Source organism: Ancylobacter sp. WKF20 (assembly GCF_029760895.1).
Taxonomy (GTDB): domain Bacteria; phylum Pseudomonadota; class Alphaproteobacteria; order Rhizobiales; family Xanthobacteraceae; genus Ancylobacter.
In genome coordinates, this window is the sequence record NZ_CP121679.1 from 3923395 (window position 1) to 3942412 (window position 19018).

Below are 19018 nucleotides of genomic sequence, written 5' to 3' on the forward strand. Positions count from 1 at the left end.
TCAGTACCTGTAGGCTTCGAGGACGAGGTCACGGGTGACCATGACCCGCACCGGAAATCCCGGTCGGATCGTCAGGGTCGGCGCGACGTTTAACTGCCGACGGATGATCTCCTGGCCGACATCGTTGATGGTGTCCTGCGCCCCGCTCTGCAGCGCCTCGATCACTTCGTCCTCATCATCCATAGCGAGCTCGGCGCTGACGGAGAGCAGCGTCGAGAGACCGACCGCCTTAGCGAGATCCCACCCGTGCATGTCGACGCCATCCTCAAGGCCGGCATAGCCCTGCGCATCCGTGCCTGGCTGGCGCTCGAGTACGATGGAGCGGCCATTGGGGAAGATCAGCCGGTTCCAGACCAGCAGGATGCGGCGTTGGCCGAAGCCGACGCCATTGTCATATTGGCCCAGCAGCCGCGTACCCTGGGGGATGAGCAGGATGCGGCCGGTGGGACTGTCATAGACGTTCTCGGTTACCTGCGCGGTAATCGGGCCCGGAAGGTCGGAACGTATGCCGGTGATCAGCGCGGCGGGGATGACGGCACCCGCCTGCAGCACATAAGGCGATGCCGGTGCCATGACGCGATCGGTCGCGACGACGCGCCGATCCACAGTGGCATTGAGGAAGTCAAGCTGGCGATCCTGGGGTGAGGACGTGCCGCCCGGCCCGACGGTGCCAAGGCCGCTGAAGTCGGAAGCACTCGCCACTGACGACGCCGGCGCGCGTGCCTGCACCGCCTGGAAAAAGACGCGGCTGGTCCGCGCGGCTTCCTGTTCGGCAAGACGCCGCTGCTGCTCGGGATCGACCTGTGGCGCCGTCAGTGTCGGCGGCACGACGGGCTGGCCGCGGCTCTGCGCCTCAAGGATCGGCCGGCCGAGATCGCCCGGCAGCGGCGGACCCAGGATCGGCCCGGTGTAGTCCCGCGGCAGGCCGGCAAGGCCATCGGCCGTGGAGCGGTTCTGGGTGGAGTAGAGCTCCTCGCCGCTAGTGCCCTTGTCGCGACCCTGCAGCGCATAGATCAGGGCGCCGCCTATGCCGAGGCTGACAACCAGCCCGGCGCCAGCGAGGACCTTGCGCGAGAGACGCGTGACGCGCGGCGGTTCGGGACGCAGCCGCATCGCCGCGGCGTGATCGGTGGTCGGAGCGCCGAGGTCCGCCGCGAGGTCATGATTGTCGGGGCTGCTCATGATGCTGGCCTCCCGTCCGTCCGCTCGACCCGCACCTTCTGCGGACGCTCACCGCCGCCGAGGCGGAGCTCTGCCGCACCGAATAGCCGGTCGACAATCAGGATATTCTGGTGGATGCGGCTATTGACGATCTGGGCTTCACCATCCGCGCCAATGACGAAGATCGGCGGCATCTCGCCCTGCACTATGCCACGCGGGAACTCGACATAGACCTTACGCCCATCGTCATAGACGGCCATCGGCCGCCAGGGTGGCGTGTCTCCAGAGAGCGCGTAGCGGTAGTTGCGAGCCGTGAAACTGGGGATTACAGGCGTCGGCGGAACACTGGCGCGCTGCGCTCCCGGACCCTGCGGATAGGCCCAGGCGACGGCCGGCATATAGGGCGTCTCGCCGGCGCGCAGCTCGATCATGTAGCTGCGCCGGTCGGTGGTGATGACGAGATTGGTGGAGATGTCCGCCCGCGTCGGCTTCACCAGCACATGCACGCGCCGGCTTGCACCTTCGCCGCTCTCGGTGTCCCCGATGATCCAGCGGGCGGTGTCGCCCGCCGCTATGGGGCCGGCGCCGGTCAGGCTCTCGCCCGGCTCCAGCGCGATATTGGTGATCTGCCCGGGCGCGGCATAGACCTGATAGAGTGCACCCTCGCTCCAGGGATAGATCTGGATGGCGTTGTAATAGCCCTCGCGGCGCGGCTCGACGCGGGCCGCCGCATTGGCGTTCTCCACACGGGCGATGGGCGTTTTGGCGTCCGTGCCGCCCTTGGCCGGCGTCCAGGCGGGCGGCGTGTGGAGCGGGCGCGGCCGGTCATCCGCAACCACTGTCGGCACCGTCGGCAGCGCCGGCACGTCACTGTCATAGCTGATCTGGGGCGGCTTCGGTGCCGAGGCGCAGCCGCCCAGCGCGGTGGCCGACAGCAGGAGAATCGCAAAGGCGGATTGGCGGAAAGCCGGAGATGCGGGTTTACGGAAGGACGTTTTCACGGGCTCATCTCCCGCGACCAGCTGATGGCGTTCACATAGATGCCGAGGGGATTGGTGCGCAGCCGCTCGGCATCGCGCGGCGGCTGAATCACCAGGGTCAGGATCGCGCTCCAGCGCTCGGTGGCGGCGAGCTGGCCGTCCTCATAGCGCCGCTCGACCCAGGCGAGACGGAAGGAATCCGGCGAGGCGCGGATCACGCTGGAGACCTCGACGGCGATCTGCTGCTTGCCGACCCGCGTGAAGGGATCATTGGCCCGGGCATAATCGTTGAGCGCGGCGGCTCCGCGATCAGTGGTGAACTCATAGGCCTGAAGCCAGTTCTGCCTGACGATCACAGGATCCGCCGGCAGGCTGCGCACCTGCTCGATGAAGCGGGCGAGATGCCAGGCGATCTGCGGATCGGTTGGGCGATAATCGCCGGTGGCGGGTCCAACGGCCTGCGTCTGGCCGAGACGATCGACCTCGACCACCCAAGGCACAACGCTGCCCCTCGTCGATTGCCAGATCAGCACGGATGCAAAGCCGACTGAGAGGAACAAGCTACCAAAGGCCATTAGCCGCCAGTTCTTGGCCTGCACCCGGGCCGAACCGATGCGCTCGTCCCAGACCTGGGCTGCCTTCTGATAGGGTGTGACCGGCTCGGGCGAGGTGCCGTAATGGGTGGCGGGTCGCTTGAAGAGGCTCATGAGCGGTCGCTCTCACTGAGGGAGACGGAAGAGCCGCCGGCAGGGCTGTCGCCGGAGCGCACAGCATGGGCGGCGGCGGAGACGCCATGGCGAAGGGACTGGCCGCGCTTCATGCGCTTGGCCCAATCGGGGACCTCGCCGGCCGAGGAAGCCGAGGCCGTGCCGCTGACGGCGTTCGCGAGCGGTGACACGGCGGCGGAGCCTGCGGCCCGCGCGACGCCACCGATACCTGAGGCGACACCCGCTATGCCGGACTGGCCGGCCGCACCGATGCTATAGGCCGTCGCGCCTCCGCGCGCCGCAGCCGCCGTCGCCGAGAGCGCGGCCCCGCCGCCTCGGGCGGCGAGGCTGGCGGCACCGCCAGCGGCCAGTATGGCACCACCTGCGGCGAGGCCCGTGCCGACAGCGGCCCCCGCGCTCAGCTGCGGACCACCGGAAACAAGGCCGGCGGCAATGCCGGGACCGAAAATGCCGAGGCCGAGCAGGGACAGCGCGGCCAGCACGATGGCCATCGCATCGTCGATGGTCGGCGTCTGTCCACCAAATCCCGCGGTGAACTGACCGAACAGGGTGGAGCCGATGCCGATAATGACAGCGAGCACCATGACCTTGATGCCGGAGGATACGACATTCCCCAGCACCCGTTCGGCCATGAAGGCGGTCTTGCCGAACAGGCCGAAGGGGATCAGCACGAAGCCGGCGAGCGTCGTCAGCTTGAACTCGATCAGGGTGACGAAGAGCTGGACGGCAAGGATGAAGAAGGAGAGCAGCACCAGCGCCCAGGCAAAAAGCAGGCAGGCGATCTGGATGAAGTTCTCGAAGAAGGCGACCCAGCCCATCAGGTCCGAGATCGACTCGAGCAAGGGACGGCCGGCATCCAGCCCGGTCTGCGCCACCTTGCCCGGACGCATCAGATCGCTGACGGAAAATGCCGTTCCTGAGCCCTTGAGCCCGAGCCCGGCAAAGCTCTCGAAGACGATGCGGGCGAGGGTGTTCCAGTTGCCGATGATGTAGGCGAAGACGCCAACGAACAGCGTCTTCTTGATGAGCCGGGCGATGACGTCGTCATCCGCGCCCCACGACCAGAACAGCGCCGCCAGCGTCACGTCGATGACGATGAGCGTGGTGGCGATGAAGGCGACCTCGCCGCCGAGCAGGCCGAAGCCGCTGTCGATATAGGAGGTGAAGACCCCGAGGAAGTTGTCGATGACGCCGGTGCCGCCCATCTTAGCGGCCTTCGTTCGACACGGGACGCCCGAGGAACCGGTCTCGCGTCTGCGCCCAGACCTTCAGGCACGCGGTGTCCTGTGCGGCGACCTCTCCCAATTGCTGACACCGCCGCTGCTCATCGCGCAAAGGATCGCGCGTCGCCTCGACCGTCCGAAGGGGCGAAGGCTCCGGCGTCTTCTCCTCCCGGCTCATCTCCACGACCGCCACCGTGCCGGCGATGGCCACGAAGATTACCGCCCCGAGCCGGGCCAGCAGGACTGCGTCCATGTCGGCCTCCCTCAGTTGCTGAACATGCGGGCATTGCCGGCCTGATAGCCGGCGCCCGGCGTGAGGAAGCGCCGGCGCTGCTCGCGGCCCTGCTCGGCGGCGGTCGCGCGTTCCGCCTCGGACAGCGCCGCGGCGCGCCCATTGGCGGACATCACCGCGATCAGGTCGGAGAGCTGTTGCGACTGCAAGGCGAGCAACTGGTTGCCAGCCTGCGTGGCCTGAAGCGCGCCCGTGGCGCCCTGGCTCTGACTGAGAAGGGTCGCCATCTCGGCCTTGTTGGCGTCGACATTGCCAACGACGCCGGCCTGCACGCGCAGTGCATCCTGCAGCCCCCCAACCGTGGTCTGCCAGCGCACGCGCGCCCCGGCGACGAGTTCGGCATCGGAGGCCGAGAGCGGGATAGTGCCATAGCGCTGCTGGAAGACCTGATCGATCTGGCCAACATCGAAAGCGAGGCTCTGCGCCTGTCCCAGCAGCTGCTGGGTACGCTGGACCGATTGCAGGATCTGCTGCAGCGAGGAATGCGGCAGGCTGGCGAGATTGCGCGCCTGGTTGATCAGCATCTGCGCTTCGTTCTGCAGCGAGGTGATCTGATGGTTGATCTGCTCCAGGGCGCGCGCCGCCGCCAATATGTTCTGCGTGTAGTTCCAGGGGTCATGGACGATGTCCAAGGCCACAGCCGGCGTTATGAGGAGCGGCGTGATGAGGGGCGGCGCGACGATGGGCGCCGCAAGTAGCAGGGCGACATACGCCGCTCGGCAGGTTTGCGCAGGCCGTGCCCTCATTGACGGGCCTCCTCGGTGCTGTACGTGACGATGGTGAGGTTGGGAAGGAGGTCGGCGGCCCAGCCGAGGCCGCGATGACGCAGCCAGGCGTCCAGGAAGCCGTCGCGACCCTGATCCGCGACGATCTTGCTGATGGCCTGTTGGTCGGTCTTGGAGGACGCCGCGCATAGCGCCAGCGCAACGTCGGAGAGACCCAGCTCGAACAGACGGTTGCCCCGCCGCGACTGGCAGTAATAGTCGCGCTTGGGGGTCGCCCGCGCGAGGATCTCGATCTGGCGGTCGTTCAGGCCGAAGCGGCGATAGATGGCGGTGATCTGTGGCTCGATGGCCCGTTCATTGGGCAGCAGAAGACGTGTCGGGCAGCTCTCGATAATCGCCGGGGCAATGGCGCTGCCATCAATGTCGGACAGCGACTGCGTGGCGAAGATCACGCTGGCGTTCTTCTTGCGCAGCGTCTTCAGCCATTCGCGCAGCTGACCGGCGAAGGCCTCATCGTCCAGCGCCAGCCAGCCTTCATCGATGATGATGAGGGTTGGCGATCCATCGAGCCGATCCTCGATCCGGTGGAACAGATAAGCCAGCACCGCCGGCGCGGCCTCCGTGCCGATCAGCCCCTCGGTCTCGAAGGCTTGGACCGTGGCCGCGCCCAGATGCTCGCTCTCCGCATCCAGCAGCCGCCCCCAGGCGCCACCCAGGCAGTAGGGACGCAGAGCCTGTTTGAGATCGTTGGACGGCAGGAGGACGCAGAGCCCTGTCAGCGTGCGCTCGTCGACCGGCGCCGAGGCGAGCGAGGTCAACGCCGTCCAGATATGCTCCTTCACCTGCGGCGTGATGGAAACACCTTCGCGGGTGAGGATCGCGTTCAGCCAGTCGGCGGCCCAGGCGCGCTCGGCAGCCTCATCAATGCGCGCCAGCGGCTGGAGCGCGACAGTCTCCGCGCTCCCCTCGCTAACCCCGCCGCCGAGATCGTGCCAGTCCGCTCCACAAGCCAGCGCCGCGGCCCGGATCGAGCCGCCGAAATCAAAGGCGAACACCAGGGCACCGGCGTAGCGCCGGAACTGCAAGGCCATCAGCGCCAGTAGCACGGACTTGCCCGCCCCGGTCGGTCCGACAACGAGGGTATGGCCGACATCGCCCACATGGAGGCAGAACCGGAACGGGGTCGAGCCCTCGGTCTTGCCGAACAGCAGCGGCGGTGCATCGAAATGCGCATCGCGGCTCTCGCCGGCCCACACCGCTGACAGCGGGATCATGTGGGCGAGATTGAGCGTCGAGATCGGCGGCTGGCGGACATTGGCGTACACGTGGCCCGGCAAAGATCCGAGCCAGGCGTCCACGGCGTTGATGGTCTCGGTCATCACCGTGAAGTCGCGGCCTTGGATGACCTTCTCGATCCGCCGCAGCTTCTCGTCGGCGATGCGGGGATCGGCGTCCCACACCGTCACCGTCGCGGTGACATAGGCGACGCCGGCGTGGTCCGCGCCGAGCTCTTGAAGCGCGAGGTCGGCATCTTCAGCCTTGTTGGCGGCATCCGAGTCCACGAGGACGGAGGCCTCGTTGGTCATCACCTCCTTCAGGATGGCGGCAATGGATTTGCGCTTGGCGAACCACTGGCGGCGGATCCTGGTGAGCAGTCGGACCGCATCCGTCTTGTCGAGCAGGATCGCCCGGGTGGACCAGCGATAGGGAAAGGCCAGCCGGTTGAGGTCATCCAGAAGACCCGGCGTCGTCGCCGTCGGAAAGCCGGTGATGGTCAGGACACGCAGATGCTGGTCGCCAAGGCGCGGTTCCAGCCCGCCGGTGAGCGGCTGATCGGCGAGAAGGGCGTCGAGATAGATTGGTGTCTCTGGAACGCGGACACGGTGCCGCTGTGTCGAGACACAACCATGCAGGTAGGTCAGCGTCTCGCCGTCATCGAGCCAGCGGCATTCCGGCATGAAGGCGTCGATAAGGTTGAGGAGCCGATCGGTTCGGTCGGCAAAGCCACGCAACGTCTCATGGGGATCAAGCCCCGCCTTGTCCCGCCCTTCATAAAGCCAGCCTTCGGTGCGCGCGGCATCCTCGGCCGGCGGGAGGAAGGTGAAGGTCAGGAAGTAGCTCGACTCGAAATGGCTGCCCGCCTGCTCGAAATCAGCACGCCGCTCGGCATCGACCAGAGCGGAGGCGGCATCGGGGAAGGTGCTCGCCGGATAGGTCGCGGCGGCATGGCGCTGCGCCTCCACAAAGATCGCCCATCCCGAGCCGAGACGGCGGAAGGCGTTGTTCAGCCTCCCGGCGACCGCGACGAGTTCGGCGGGCACGGCGCTGTCGAGGTCCGGCCCCCGAAAACGCGCCGTGCGCTGGAACGAGCCGTCCTTGTTCAACACGATGCCGGACGCGACCAGCGCCGCCCAGGGCAGGAAATCGGCAAGGCGCCGGTTTTGGCGGCGATACTCGGAAAGGTTCATCATCTCGGCACCCCGCTCAGACGGAGAGGTGCGCGGGGATGCGGAGATGCCGGCGCACCACCTCGACGAAAAGCGGATCGCGCTTCGCCGCCCACATCGCCGCGACATGGCCGATCATCCCGATGGCGAGACCGACCAGCCAGAGACGCAGGCCGAGACCCACGGCCCCGGCAAGCGTGCCATTGACGATGGCGATGGCACGCGGCGCGCCACCGAGCAGGATCGGCTCGGTCAGCGCCCGATGGAGCGGCACGCTGAAGCCGGGGACCTCAATCGGCTCCGCCATCACACCAGCGCCCCACCGCCGAAGGAGAAAAAGGACAGGAAGAAGCTCGAGGCGGCGAAGGCGATCGAAAGGCCGAACACGATCTGGATCAGCCGACGGAAGCCACCCGACGTGTCGCCAAAGGCCAGCGCGAGGCCGGTCGAGATGATGACGATGACGGCGACGATCTTGGCGACCGGCCCCTCGATCGACTGAAGGATGGATTCGAGCGGCGCCTCCCACGGCATGGAGGAACCGGCCGCCTGCGCACGGACCGCCACGCTGAGGTTGAGGCTGGTGGCCAAAGTGATTAGGCCGGTCATGTGGTGAAGACGACGCGATCGCATCATCAGGGATCTCCGTTGAGGATCGGGGTGACGCGGTAATCGCCATCGGGGCCCAGGCCATCGACCGAGGCGAGCTCAATGAGCCGCCGGGCCGATCCACGGCCCGCAAGGACGGCCACGACATTGATGGTCTCGGCGATCAGCGCCCGCGGGACGGTGACGACGGCTTCCTGAATGAGCTGCTCCATCCGCCGCAGGGCGCCCATGGCACTGCCGGCATGGAGGGTGCCAATGCCGCCGGGATGGCCGGTGCCCCAGGCTTTCAGGAGGTCGAGCGCCTCGGCGCCGCGCACCTCGCCAATGGCGATGCGGTCCGGACGCAGCCGCAGCGCCGATCGCACAAGGTCTCCGAGCAAAGCAACACCATCCTTGGTCCGTAGCGCCACGAGGTTCGGCGCGTCGCATTGCAGCTCGCGCGTATCCTCGATGAGGACGACGCGATCGTCTGTCTTGGCGACTTCGGCGAGCAGCGCATTGGTCAGCGTGGTCTTGCCCGTCGAGGTGCCGCCCGCGACGAGGATATTGGCGCGAGAGGCGACACCCTGGCGCAGCGCGTCGGCCTGTCCTGCGGACATGATCCCAGCGCGGACATAGTCTTCGAGCGTGAAGACCGCGACGGCGGGTTTGCGGATGGAGAACGTCGGGGCCGCCACGACCGGCGGCAACAATCCCTCGAACCGTTCTCCCGTCTCGGGTAGTTCGGCTGAAACGCGCGGGGTGCCAGCGTGAACCTCGGCGCCGACATGGTGCGCGACGAGCCGAACAATGCGCTCGCCGTCAGCGGGCGAGAGCCGTCCACCCGTGTCTGACAGTCCCTCCGAGAGCCGGTCGATCCACAGCCGCCCGTCCGGGTTCAGCATCACTTCGACAACGGACGGGTCTTCCAGATGCCGGGCGATCGCCGGACCCAGCGCCGTGCGCAGCATCCGCGCGCCGCGGGCAAAACCCTGATGATGATGTGATGCCGCCATGCGAACCCCGACGTGCCGGGGTTCTGACGATCTCACCCCGGGTGGGGATGATTAAAAGAGCCCGATATTGGGCCGGTTCAACAGGTTTCCATCCGCGTCGCAGCGTGGCGTGCAATGACAGGCGAAGGGCGGAGGTGCTATGCGGTGATCGGAAGCGGCACAGGGAGCCTCCGCTTCACGGCTTGAAACAAGGCTCCCTGTGCCCGCACAGACAATGAGAATATAGCCGCTCGATCAGTCGGGGGGAGTGATAGCGTGGCTCTGCCGTGAGCGATAGGATGACTATCTATCAATCACATATTCGCTATTATATGAGCTATAGAGAGGGCTTCTATCGCTCATGGTGTGGAACTGGACGCAGCACAGCTGGCCGTATTTTGCTTATGATCCGGTCGCCCTCGAACCGCTGGAGCGGCGGTTTCTGCTGCTCACCGGCGAGGTGATCGGTGCGGTCCGGCATGTCAGCGAGGGCGAGCGGGACCTGCTGCGGATCGAACTCCTCAGCGATGAGGCGGTCAAGACCAGCGCGATCGAAGGGGAGACCCTGGATCGCCTCAGCGTGCAATCCTCCCTGCGCCGTCAGCTCGGCCTCGACACCGACAATCGCAACGTGAGGCCGAAGGAACGGGGCATCGCGGAGATGATGGTCGATCTCTATCGGAGCTGGGCCGATCCCCTCGACGCCGATACGCTATTCCGCTGGCACCGCATGCTGATGGCGGATAGCCGGCATCTGGAAACGATCGGCGGCTACCGTCGCCATGAAGAGGCGATGCAGATCGTGTCCGGCCGCCAGGATCGGCCTATCGTGCATTTCGAGGCGCCGCCATCCTCCCGGGTTCCGGAAGAGATGGCTGCCTATCTAACGTGGTTCAATGGCTCGGCCCCGGGCGGTGAGACGCCCTTGCCGGCACTTACCCGGGCCGGGATCGGGCATCTCTATTTCGAGAGCATCCATCCCTTCGAGGACGGCAATGGCCGCATCGGCCGAACCCTCGCTGAAAAATCGCTTGCCCAGAACATCGGGCAGCCGACCCTGATCGCACTCGCCCATACCATCGAGCAGCATCGCAAGGCCTATTATGACCAGCTCGAAATTCACCAGCGGACGCTCGATGTCACTGCTTGGCTGCTCTATTTCGCCGAAACGATCATCGCGGCCCAGAAGACCACGCTCGGCCGCGTCGCCTTCCTCATCGCCAAGGCGCATTTCTACGATCGCTTCCGCGACAAGATGAACGAACGGCAGGAGAAGGTGATCGCCCGCCTGTTCCGCGAGGGCCCCGGTGGCTTCACGGGCGGCCTGAGCGCGGAAAACTACCTCGCGATCACAGGCACCTCACGCCCCACCGCCACGCGCGACCTGCACGATCTGGTCGAGAAAGGCGCCCTGACGCGCACCGGCGAGCGCCGCTACACACGCTACTACCTGAACCTGCAGGGTGTGGCTGGATAGTTACGGGCGGCAACGTCAGTGGCGCAACCGTTCTGTCCTTTCGATCGCCCAGGGGGCATCCACTTCAACCTGCAGGATGCGCCATAAGCGGAAGGCCGCTGCGGCTATCGCGAATAGCCGGTTTGGGGCCGTAAACTGACTGGCGGGTTCGCAAGAGGAAGTCCAGAAAAGCAGACAACGTCCGAAACAGACAATTCGTCCGACGCTGATCGGGCGCGCCGACAGAGCGGCGACGCCGGTCTCGAAGGCTTCGCAGAGCTGCTTGAGACGGGATTCGGACTCCCTCAACATGGAACTGCGTAAATGGCGGGAGGAGCCGCAACGAGGCTAGGCAGCTACAGTCTGGGGAGGCCCGCCGGCGCGCGCACCGGACAGGCACCGCCCTGTGGCGCGCCGCCCCCGCGACTCAGGCGGCGGTAAAGCCATTGTCGACGAAGAGGTGGGTGCCAGTGACGAAGCTCGCCTCGTCACTGGCGAGGAACAGCGCGGCGCGCGCCACCTCTTCCGGCTCGCCGATGCGCCCCTGCTGCATCGCCAGCGTGGCCTCGGAGACATCCACCCCGAGCCGGGAGAGCTCCTCCACCTCGCGCAGGCCGTGCGGCGTGCGGATGAAGCCCGGACAGACCGCGTTGCAGCGGATGCCCCGGTCGCGGAACTCAACCGCGATGGCGCGGGCGAACTGGTGGCAGGCGCCCTTGGTGGTGTCGTACAGCACCTCCATGGGCGTTGCCGCCACGGCCGAGATGGAGGACGTGCAGACGATGGACCCGCCGCCGGCCGCGATCATCTGCGGCAGCACCGCGCGGGTCATGAGGAACATCGACCGCACATTCACCGCGTGCAACCACTCCCACTCCTCCAGCGTCGTCTCAAGGAACGGCTTGATGACGATCGAACCGGCATGGTTGAACAGCACCGTCACGGCGCCGTGACGCTCGGTGGCGGTCGCGACCGCCTCCTTCACCTGTGTCTCGTCCGAGACATCCGCGGCGATGAAGCTCGCCGTGCCTCCGGCGGCGAGGATATCGCCCACCGTCGCCTCGCCCGCCGCCACATTGCGGTCGATGACGCAGACCTTCGCGCCTTCCGCGGCGAACAGCCGGGAGGCGGCGCCCCCCATGCCGGTCGCCCCGCCGGAAATGATCGCGACCTTGCCTGCCAGTTTCCCAGCCATGAAACGCTCCCATTGAATGTCGGCTGAAAAAGCGGCGCGGCGGCCAGCGCCGCACCGGAGGATGTGTCGCGGGGTACCGCGGTTGTGGCGCGCACTACTCGCCGAGTGGGCGGCCGCGCGTGCCGCCGGAGACCGCGAACTCCTCCTCGGGCGAGAGCACAAGGCGGTGGCGGCGGTAGAAGGCGAAATAGGCGAGGCCGATCAGGTACCAGGCCGCCGCGGCGACCGCCGCCCAGCGGTAGAGCGGATCGAGGAACTGATAGGCCAGGGTAACCACACAGATCAGGATCGTCACATATGCGCCGAAGCGGCCGAACGGGCTCACGAAAGGCCGGGCAATGCTGGGATAGAGCGTGCGCAGGCGCAGGAAGGAAAAGCTCTGCAGGATGTAGGACACCATGCCGGCGAACACGATCATGCTCACCAGGAAGCCGCCCATGAAGGCGACATTGTCCTTGCCGCCGAGGAACCACACCAGCAGCAGCATGCCCAGCGCCATGGCGGAACCCGCCGCGAGCGCGAGGTTCGGCGTCTGGGTGCGGGCGCTCGTTACCGACAGGCCCGTCGGCAGATAGCCGGCGCGCGATAGCGAGTAGACGTTGCGGCCCGAGGCGAAGGAGCCCGCGAAGAAGCTCGCTGCCAGACCCAGCACCGCGATGGCAGCGAACAGCTTGGCCCAGCCATCGCCGAAGATGTGGCGGAAGCCGTCGAGCAGCGGCTCGCCGGAGCTGCCGAGCGCATGGGCCCCCGGCAGGGTGGCGGCGCCGAAGAACAGCACGCCGAGCGCCAGCAGGATGAGCGTGACAATGGAGAGGATCAGCGCGCGCGGCATGTCGCGCGTGGGGTTCTTCGCCTCCTCGGCCGTGAGCGGCAGCTGTTCGACCGCCAGGAACATGTAGACGGCGAAAGGCAGGGATAGCATGACCCCGGTGAAACCGAAGGGTAGCCACGGGCCGTTGCCGCCCTCGATGAGCGCCCCGTCCGGCGCGATGTTGAGCGCGTTGCGCGCGACATCCACATGAGGAATGGCGACGAGGAAGAAGAAGGCCAGCACCAGCATGGCCGCGACCGTCACCCACACCACCACGCGCATGGAGAGTTCCAGCCCACGGATGGACAGGCCCAGCATGGCGGCATAGCCCAGCACCCACCACAGTGGCAGCCAGCTGTCCGGCGTGCCGAAGATGGCACTGAGATAGGCGCTCATGAAGAACATATTGGCGGCGGGCGCGAGGACGAACTCGATGTTCTCGGCGAGGCCGGTGGTGAAGCCGCCCCAGGGCCCGAGCGCGGTGCGCGCGAAGGAGTAGGCGCCTCCCGTGTGCGGCAGGGCCGCGCTCATCTCGCCGATGGAGGAGCACAGGCAGATATAGAGGAAACCGATGATGGCGGTGGCGATCAGCATGCCGCCGAAGCCGCCCTGCGCGAGGCCGATGTTCCAGCCGGAATATTCGCCCGCGATCACCGCGCCGACGCCCATCATCCACAGGGTGAAGAGCCCTGCATGGCGCTTGAGTTGGCGCTTCTCGAAATAGCCGTCGCCGACCGGCTGGTAGGTCACCCCGCCGGCCGATGGGGCAGCGCTCACCGCGTCCGTTGTCATGTGTGTTCCCCGGATGGAAGGGCTTGCCTTGCAGCCCGATTTATTGGCACGCTTATCTTCCCGGCAGTTCCGGACGTCGCCCATATCCCCAAAGAGGTAGGTCGCGCACCCTCGGCGCGTCCGGCCGCTCCATCCATGCAAGGCAAATGACGGCCCTGGCTTCCTCCCCCGACACCTGGAACGCCATGGCGCCGGAGCTGGTGGCGCGCATCGGTACGCCCGATTTCGCGCCGGGTCTGGCGGTAGCGCTGGGCTCGCTCGCGCCGTTCGATCTCGATTGCGTCTTCGCCTATCCCGGCCAGGACCGACCGCGCCTGCTGCATGACGGACTGAAGGGTATTTCCTCGGCGCCGGTGATGCAGAACTATATGGACGGCACCTACCTGCTCGACGCGGTCTACACGTCCTGCCTGCGCCGGGTGCCGACGGGTGTCTATCGCTTGGCAGACCTGGCGCCCGACGATTTCTTCGAGGGGGAATATTACAACTCGCCCGACGTGCATCCCTGCATATCGATGGAGAGCGGGGCTCTGGCGGAGGAAGTGGTCTTCCTCGTGCCCGTCGGCAGCCGGGTCTATCTCGCCTATTCGCTGATGCGGCAGAACGCCAGCGGGCCGTTCTCGGACGAGGCCTTCGGCCGCCTCATAACCACCGCCCCGTTGGTCACGGCAATGATGGCGAGCCACTGGCGGCAGGTGGGTGAGGCCGAGGAGCGCTCGGCCGCGAGCCCGCCTCCCGCCACGGAGGAAGCGATGGAACTCGCCTTCCGCACCTTTCTGCCGACCCGCCTCACACCGCGCGAGCAGACCATCGTCAGTCTGGTGCTGCGCGGCCATTCAAGCCTGTCGATCGGCAACCTCCTCGACATTGCCGAGGGCACGGTGAAGATCCACCGCAAGAACCTCTATGCCAAGCTCGGCATTTCCAGCCAGACCGAACTGTTCAATCTGTTCCTGAAGCACATTCTGAAGGAAGGTGCCGGATCGTCGAAGCGGTAGGCGGCTTCTATCGACGCGCCGTTTCGTCAGGGTGCCGCGAGCCGGTTTGCGTCGTCTACGCCTCGTCCTCGGCGAAGACCTTGTCGCGCTTGCCGCGAATGCTGGGCAGAGCCGCCACCGCCAGGATAACCACGCCTATGCCGAGGAGCACGGCGGAGATCGGGTTCTGGACGAAGACTGACGGATCGCCGTGAGCGATGATAAGCGCGCGGCGCAGGTGCTCCTCCAGCAGGCCGCCAAGGACGAAGCCGAGCAACAGCGGAGCGGGCTCGCAGCCGCATCGGATAAGGGCGTAGCCGAGCACGCCGAAGACGATCACAGCGTAGACGTCGAACGGGTTGCTGTTGATCGAGTAGCAGCCGATGGCGGCGAAGGTGACGATGGCGGGAAACAGGGCGCGGTAAGGCACGGATAGCAGCTTCACCCACACCCCGATCAGCGGCAGGTTGAGCACCACCAGCATGACGTTGCCGATCCACATCGAGGCGACGATGCCCCAGAAGAGTTCCGGCTGGGAGGAGATCACCTTGGGGCCGGGCACGATGCCCTGCAGGATGAAGGCGCCCAGGATCAGCGCCATCACCGGATGGGCGGGAATGCCCAGCGTCAGCAGCGGAATGAAGGAGGTCTGGGCGGCGGCGTTATTGGCGCTCTCCGGGCCCGCCACGCCCTCAATGGCGCCATGACCGAACTGCTCGGGGTGCTTCGACGTGTTCTTCTCCACCGCGTAGCTGGCGAAGGAGGCGAGTACATGCCCGCCGCCCGGCAGGATGCCGAGGATGGAGCCGAGGACGGTGCCGCGCAGGACGGGTGCCGCGATCTGGCCAAACTCCTTCCGGCTGAGCCACAGATGGGTGACGTGCTTGATCCCCACTTCGCGACCGCGCTCGTCCTCCAGGTTGCGGAAGATCTCCGCCACGCCGAACACGCCGACGGCGATCGAGACGAAGTTGATGCCGCCATAGAGCTCAAGCTGGCCCAGCGTGAAGCGCGGCGTGCCCGTGTAGGCGTCCTGCCCGACGGTCGCGAGCACCAGACCGAGGACGATCATGCCCAGCGCCTTCAGCACGGAGCCATGCGCTAGCGAGATCGAGACCAGCAGTCCGAGGACGATCAGCGCGAAATATTCCGGCGACCCGAAGCGGATCGCCACGCTGGCCAGCGGCGGCGCCGCCATGGCGAGCAGAAGAGTGGCGACACTGCCGGCGAAGAACGAGCCCAGCGCCGCCGTGGCCAGCGCCTGCCCTGCCCGTCCCCGCCGCGCCATCTGGTAGCCATCAACCGCGGTCACGGCGGACGAACTCTCGCCCGGCAGGTTGATCAAAATGGCGGTGGTGGAGCCACCATACTGCGCGCCGTAATAGATGCCCGAGAGCATGATGAGCGCCGTCACCGGCGAGAAGGTGAAGGTGATGGGCAGCAGCATGGCGATGGTGGCCGTCGGGCCGATGCCCGGCAGCACGCCCACCAGTGTTCCCAGCAGCACGCCGACGAAACACCAGATGATGTTGACCGGCGAGAACGCGGTCTCAAAGCCCAGCGCCAGATTCGACAGAAGTTCCATCACTCACCTCACCGTCCGAAGACCGGGCCGAAGCTCGGCAGGTTGATGCCAAGGCCCAGCTTGAACACCGCGAAACACAGGAGGCTCATGACGGCGGCGATGGCGAGAGCAGCGGCGAGCGAGTTCTGTGTGGACGAGAGGGCGGTCAGTGCGGTGCAGAGGAAGACGACAGGCACGAGGCCGAGATCATCGCTGGCATAGCCGAACAGGAACAGCGACAGGCAGACAAGGACGATCGCCCGCCACGGTACCGCCCTAGCGTGGTGCTCGGCATGTGAGCTCCAGTACTGGAGCCCGATGGCGGCCCCGAGGGCAAACAGCAGCACCGATAGCACCACCGGGAAAAGCCCCGGACCCACCTGACCGCCGGCGCCGAGGTCGTAATGCCGCGCCTCGCTGCCAAAGAAGAGGGCCAGGGTGATGAATATCGCCCCGACATAGAGGTCGTTGCGCGATCGTTGCTTGTCAGTCGTCGACATGGAGTGCCTCTCGGCTGGGCGCGTTTCGGGCAGCTTGCGGACTTTGCCGCCATGGAGGCATGGCGAGTGGCAGGCCGCCCAGGAGCCGAATGCCGGGCAGGCGGAGGAGCGCCCGCCCGGTATCCATAAGCTGCGGTCAGTTGGAGGATTTGAGCAGGGCCTCGAGCCGTGCGGTCTCCGCCTTGAAATGCGCATCGAGGGCCGCAGGGGTTGCCTCGTTCGGCTCGACGGGAACCGTGCCCAGCGCAGCGAAGCGCTCAATGACCAGAGGATCCTTCAGTGCCGCCTGAAGCGCCTGCGACAGCCGGACACGGGCCGCCTCGGGTGTGCCCTTTGGCGCCCAGACCGCATGCCAGGCGGTGATCTCGAAATCCTTCAGGCCGCTCTCGCTCAGTGTCGGAAGGTCCGGCAGAACGGCGATGCGCTTGGGCGTGGTCACGCCGAACGCCTTGATCTCGCCGCCCTTGATCTGGTTGGTTGTGTTGGTGGTCTGGTCGCACATGAGGTCGATGCGCTTGCCGATCAGATCGGTCATCGCCGGCCCGGATCCGGGATAGGGAACCTTGGTGAGCTTGGCGCCCGTGGCCTGCTCCAGCATCTGGGCGCACAGGTGCGAGACCGCGCCCACGCCCGCGGTGCCGATGGTCAGCGACGTGCCCGGCTGCTTCATGAGCGTGAGCAGCTCGGCCATGTTGTTCGCCTTGAGATCGCTCCGGCCGACAAGCGTCATCGGCACTTCGGTCACGAGGCCGACGGAGGTGAGCTCGGAGGGCTTGTAGGGCAGTGCCGGATAGAGCGCGGCAAAGGTCGAGACGCCGATATGATAGAGCAGCAGCGTGTAGCCGTCGGGTGCCGCCTTGGCGACCTGGCCCGTGCCGAGCGAGCCGCCCGCGCCGCCCTTGTTCTCGATCAGCACCTGCTGGCCGAGATTGGCGCTCATCGCCTGGCCGACCAGCCGCGCGACGGTGTCGCTGGGCCCGCCGGCTGCGGCCGGGACGAGAATGGTCACGGGCTTGGTGGGGAACGCATCCTGCGCCAGGGCGAGGTGCGCGGGCGCGGCCAGCGTGGCGAGCAGGGCGCCGGTAGCGAGCATGTGGCGTATCATGGTGAACCTCCCTTATTTTCGTTGGTTCGCGTGCAGTCCTGTTAGCAAGCACGTCGTCGGATGGCACCCGGGCGGAGATCCCCTCTCCGTCCGAGCACCAGAACTGTCGCGCGGTCAGGCGTTGGCGGCCTGAATGGCCTCGATCACGCCGGCGGTGACATCCGCCGTGCGGGCGGTGCCGCCAAGGTCGGGCGTGTGGAAGCGCGTATCGCCGGTGACGCGTTCAATGGCGTTCATCAGTCGGTCAGCCGCGGGCTTCTCGCCCAGATGCTCCAGCATCATCACCGACGACCAGAAGGTGCCAACCGGATTGGCGATGCCCCTGCCGGTGATGTCGAAGGCCGAGCCGTGGATCGGCTCGAACATGGAGGGGAAATTCCTCTCGGGATTGAGATTGGCCGTCGGCGCGATGCCGAGCGAGCCAGCCAGGGCGGCGGCGAGGTCCGACAGGATGTCGGCGTGCAGATTGGTGGCGACGATGGTGTCGAGGCTCTCCGGCTTCATCACCATGCGCACGGTCATGGCATCGACCAGCATCTTGTCCCAGGTCACATCCGGGAACTCGGCGGCCACTTCGGTCGCCACGTCATCCCACATCACCATGGCATGGCGCTGGGCGTTCGACTTGGTGACGACGGTGAGATGCTTGCGCGGACGCGAGCGGGCGAGCTGGAAAGCGAAGCGGATGATGCGCTCGACGCCGCCACGGGTGAACATCGCCACATCCGTGGCCACTTCCAGCGCCTGCCCGCGATGGACGCGCCCGCCGACGCCGGCATATTCGCCCTCCGAGTTCTCGCGGATGATGACCCAGTCCAGTTCCGGGCCCTGCACCGTGCGTAGCGGCGAGGTGATGCCGGGCAGGATGCGGGTCGGGCGCACATTGGCATATTGGTCGAAGGGCTGGCAGATGTTGAGCCGCAGGCCCCAGAGCGTGATGTGGTCGGGGATTTCGGGATGGCCGGCCGAGCCGAACAGAATCGCGTCATGATGACGGATCAGGTCGCGGCCGTTCCCCGGCATCATCACGCCATGCCGCTTATAGTACTCGCCGCCCCAGTCGAAATGATCGAATTGGAAGGCGAAGCTGCCCTCGCGGGCGGCGGTGGCGTGCAGAACCTCCACACCGGCCGAAATCACCTCGCCGCCGATGCCGTCGCCGGGAATGGCCGCGATCTTGTAGGTCTTCATCGAAGGTTCTCCAGAACACTAGGTAAAATCAGCGGTCGAGACGGCACACCGCAGGTGCGGGCCCTTTCGCCAAGAGCGCGGCCGCCGCGCGCCATCAAGGCCGGCGCCTTGCCGCGCGCGTTGCGCCGGCGTGTCGGAAGGTGTGGAGGGAGCAACCGGTACCGGCTGCGAAGGGGCGTGCATCGGCACGCCCGCGCCTGTGCGCGGCATCTCATCGTCCTCCCCAGGTCGTCATCGGCGCTTGTAAGCGCGCCTGTTGCACCAATCCTAGGGCGGTCGAACGTGTCC

18 protein-coding genes are annotated in these 19018 nt (G+C 66.5%); 2 read left to right on the forward strand and 16 right to left on the reverse strand.

Annotated features, from left to right (window positions below):
• Genes AncyloWKF20_RS18155 through trbB form a run of 10 tightly spaced genes read right to left on the reverse strand, consistent with a single transcriptional unit; the run spans window position 1 to window position 9160 of the window.
• On the reverse strand, window positions 1-1182 hold the full coding sequence (locus tag AncyloWKF20_RS18155) for a TrbI/VirB10 family protein (RefSeq protein ID WP_279315359.1): 1182 nt from the start codon (window positions 1180-1182) through the stop codon (window positions 1-3).
• The gene (trbG, locus tag AncyloWKF20_RS18160; protein ID WP_279315360.1) at window positions 1179-2162 is read right to left on the reverse strand and encodes a P-type conjugative transfer protein TrbG; all 984 of its coding nucleotides are present in this window, start codon (window positions 2160-2162) and stop codon (window positions 1179-1181) included. Before trbG ends, AncyloWKF20_RS18155 begins: the two co-directional genes overlap by 4 nt.
• Window positions 2159-2848 carry a conjugal transfer protein TrbF gene (gene trbF / locus AncyloWKF20_RS18165; RefSeq protein WP_279315361.1) on the reverse strand — a complete coding sequence of 230 codons (690 nt, stop codon included), beginning with the start codon at window positions 2846-2848 and terminating at the stop codon, window positions 2159-2161. Before trbF ends, trbG begins: the two co-directional genes overlap by 4 nt.
• Entirely contained in the window at window positions 2845-4074 is a 1230-nt protein-coding gene (gene trbL, locus AncyloWKF20_RS18170; protein WP_279315362.1) for a P-type conjugative transfer protein TrbL, read from the reverse strand. Before trbL ends, trbF begins: the two co-directional genes overlap by 4 nt.
• A 1-nt stretch (window position 4075) precedes the next feature.
• Window positions 4076-4345, reverse strand: coding sequence for a putative entry exclusion protein TrbK-alt (gene trbK-alt / locus AncyloWKF20_RS18175; RefSeq protein ID WP_279315363.1), 270 nt, complete (start codon window positions 4343-4345; stop codon window positions 4076-4078).
• 11 nt (window positions 4346-4356) lie between these two features.
• A complete protein-coding gene (gene trbJ, locus AncyloWKF20_RS18180; protein ID WP_279315364.1) occupies window positions 4357-5130 on the reverse strand; it encodes a P-type conjugative transfer protein TrbJ in 774 nt (257 codons plus the stop codon).
• Entirely contained in the window at window positions 5127-7580 is a 2454-nt protein-coding gene (trbE, locus tag AncyloWKF20_RS18185) for a conjugal transfer protein TrbE (protein ID WP_279315365.1), read from the reverse strand. The genes trbJ and trbE overlap by 4 nt, the downstream gene beginning before the upstream one ends.
• A gap of 13 nt (window positions 7581-7593) precedes the next feature.
• The gene (locus AncyloWKF20_RS18190) at window positions 7594-7863 is read right to left on the reverse strand and encodes a VirB3 family type IV secretion system protein (protein WP_279315366.1); all 270 of its coding nucleotides are present in this window, start codon (window positions 7861-7863) and stop codon (window positions 7594-7596) included.
• On the reverse strand, window positions 7863-8165 hold the full coding sequence (locus AncyloWKF20_RS18195) for a TrbC/VirB2 family protein (RefSeq protein ID WP_279318022.1): 303 nt from the start codon (window positions 8163-8165) through the stop codon (window positions 7863-7865). The genes AncyloWKF20_RS18190 and AncyloWKF20_RS18195 overlap by 1 nt, the downstream gene beginning before the upstream one ends.
• Before the next feature lie 26 nt (window positions 8166-8191).
• Window positions 8192-9160, reverse strand: a complete 969-nt coding sequence (trbB, locus tag AncyloWKF20_RS18200) for a P-type conjugative transfer ATPase TrbB (RefSeq protein WP_279315367.1) — start codon at window positions 9158-9160, stop codon at window positions 8192-8194.
• Window positions 9161-9500: 340 nt separating this feature from the next.
• Between trbB and AncyloWKF20_RS18205 the strand changes: the two genes are divergently transcribed.
• A complete protein-coding gene (locus tag AncyloWKF20_RS18205) occupies window positions 9501-10616 on the forward strand; it encodes a Fic family protein (RefSeq protein ID WP_279315368.1) in 1116 nt (371 codons plus the stop codon).
• 406 nt (window positions 10617-11022) lie between these two features.
• Here AncyloWKF20_RS18205 and AncyloWKF20_RS18210 read toward each other — a convergent pair whose 3' ends face one another.
• Window positions 11023-11790 (reverse strand): SDR family NAD(P)-dependent oxidoreductase, encoded by a 768-nt coding sequence (locus tag AncyloWKF20_RS18210; protein WP_279315369.1) that lies wholly within the window; start codon window positions 11788-11790, stop codon window positions 11023-11025.
• Between the two features lie 94 nt (window positions 11791-11884).
• On the reverse strand, window positions 11885-13393 hold the full coding sequence (locus tag AncyloWKF20_RS18215) for an amino acid permease (RefSeq protein WP_279315370.1): 1509 nt from the start codon (window positions 13391-13393) through the stop codon (window positions 11885-11887).
• Between the two features lie 146 nt (window positions 13394-13539).
• On the opposite strand from AncyloWKF20_RS18215, the gene AncyloWKF20_RS18220 reads away from it, so the two are divergent.
• The gene (locus AncyloWKF20_RS18220; protein ID WP_279315371.1) at window positions 13540-14391 is read left to right on the forward strand and encodes a LuxR C-terminal-related transcriptional regulator; all 852 of its coding nucleotides are present in this window, start codon (window positions 13540-13542) and stop codon (window positions 14389-14391) included.
• 55 nt (window positions 14392-14446) lie between these two features.
• Here AncyloWKF20_RS18220 and AncyloWKF20_RS18225 read toward each other — a convergent pair whose 3' ends face one another.
• The 4 genes from AncyloWKF20_RS18225 to AncyloWKF20_RS18240 form a co-directional block, all read right to left on the reverse strand.
• On the reverse strand, window positions 14447-15955 hold the full coding sequence (locus tag AncyloWKF20_RS18225; RefSeq protein ID WP_279315372.1) for a tripartite tricarboxylate transporter permease: 1509 nt from the start codon (window positions 15953-15955) through the stop codon (window positions 14447-14449).
• A gap of 8 nt (window positions 15956-15963) precedes the next feature.
• Window positions 15964-16434 (reverse strand): tripartite tricarboxylate transporter TctB family protein, encoded by a 471-nt coding sequence (locus tag AncyloWKF20_RS18230; RefSeq protein WP_279315373.1) that lies wholly within the window; start codon window positions 16432-16434, stop codon window positions 15964-15966.
• A gap of 136 nt (window positions 16435-16570) precedes the next feature.
• Window positions 16571-17539 carry a tripartite tricarboxylate transporter substrate-binding protein gene (locus AncyloWKF20_RS18235; protein WP_279315374.1) on the reverse strand — a complete coding sequence of 323 codons (969 nt, stop codon included), beginning with the start codon at window positions 17537-17539 and terminating at the stop codon, window positions 16571-16573.
• 114 nt (window positions 17540-17653) lie between these two features.
• Window positions 17654-18730, reverse strand: a complete 1077-nt coding sequence (locus tag AncyloWKF20_RS18240; RefSeq protein ID WP_279315375.1) for a tartrate dehydrogenase — start codon at window positions 18728-18730, stop codon at window positions 17654-17656.
• Window positions 18731-19018 lie beyond the last annotated feature (288 nt).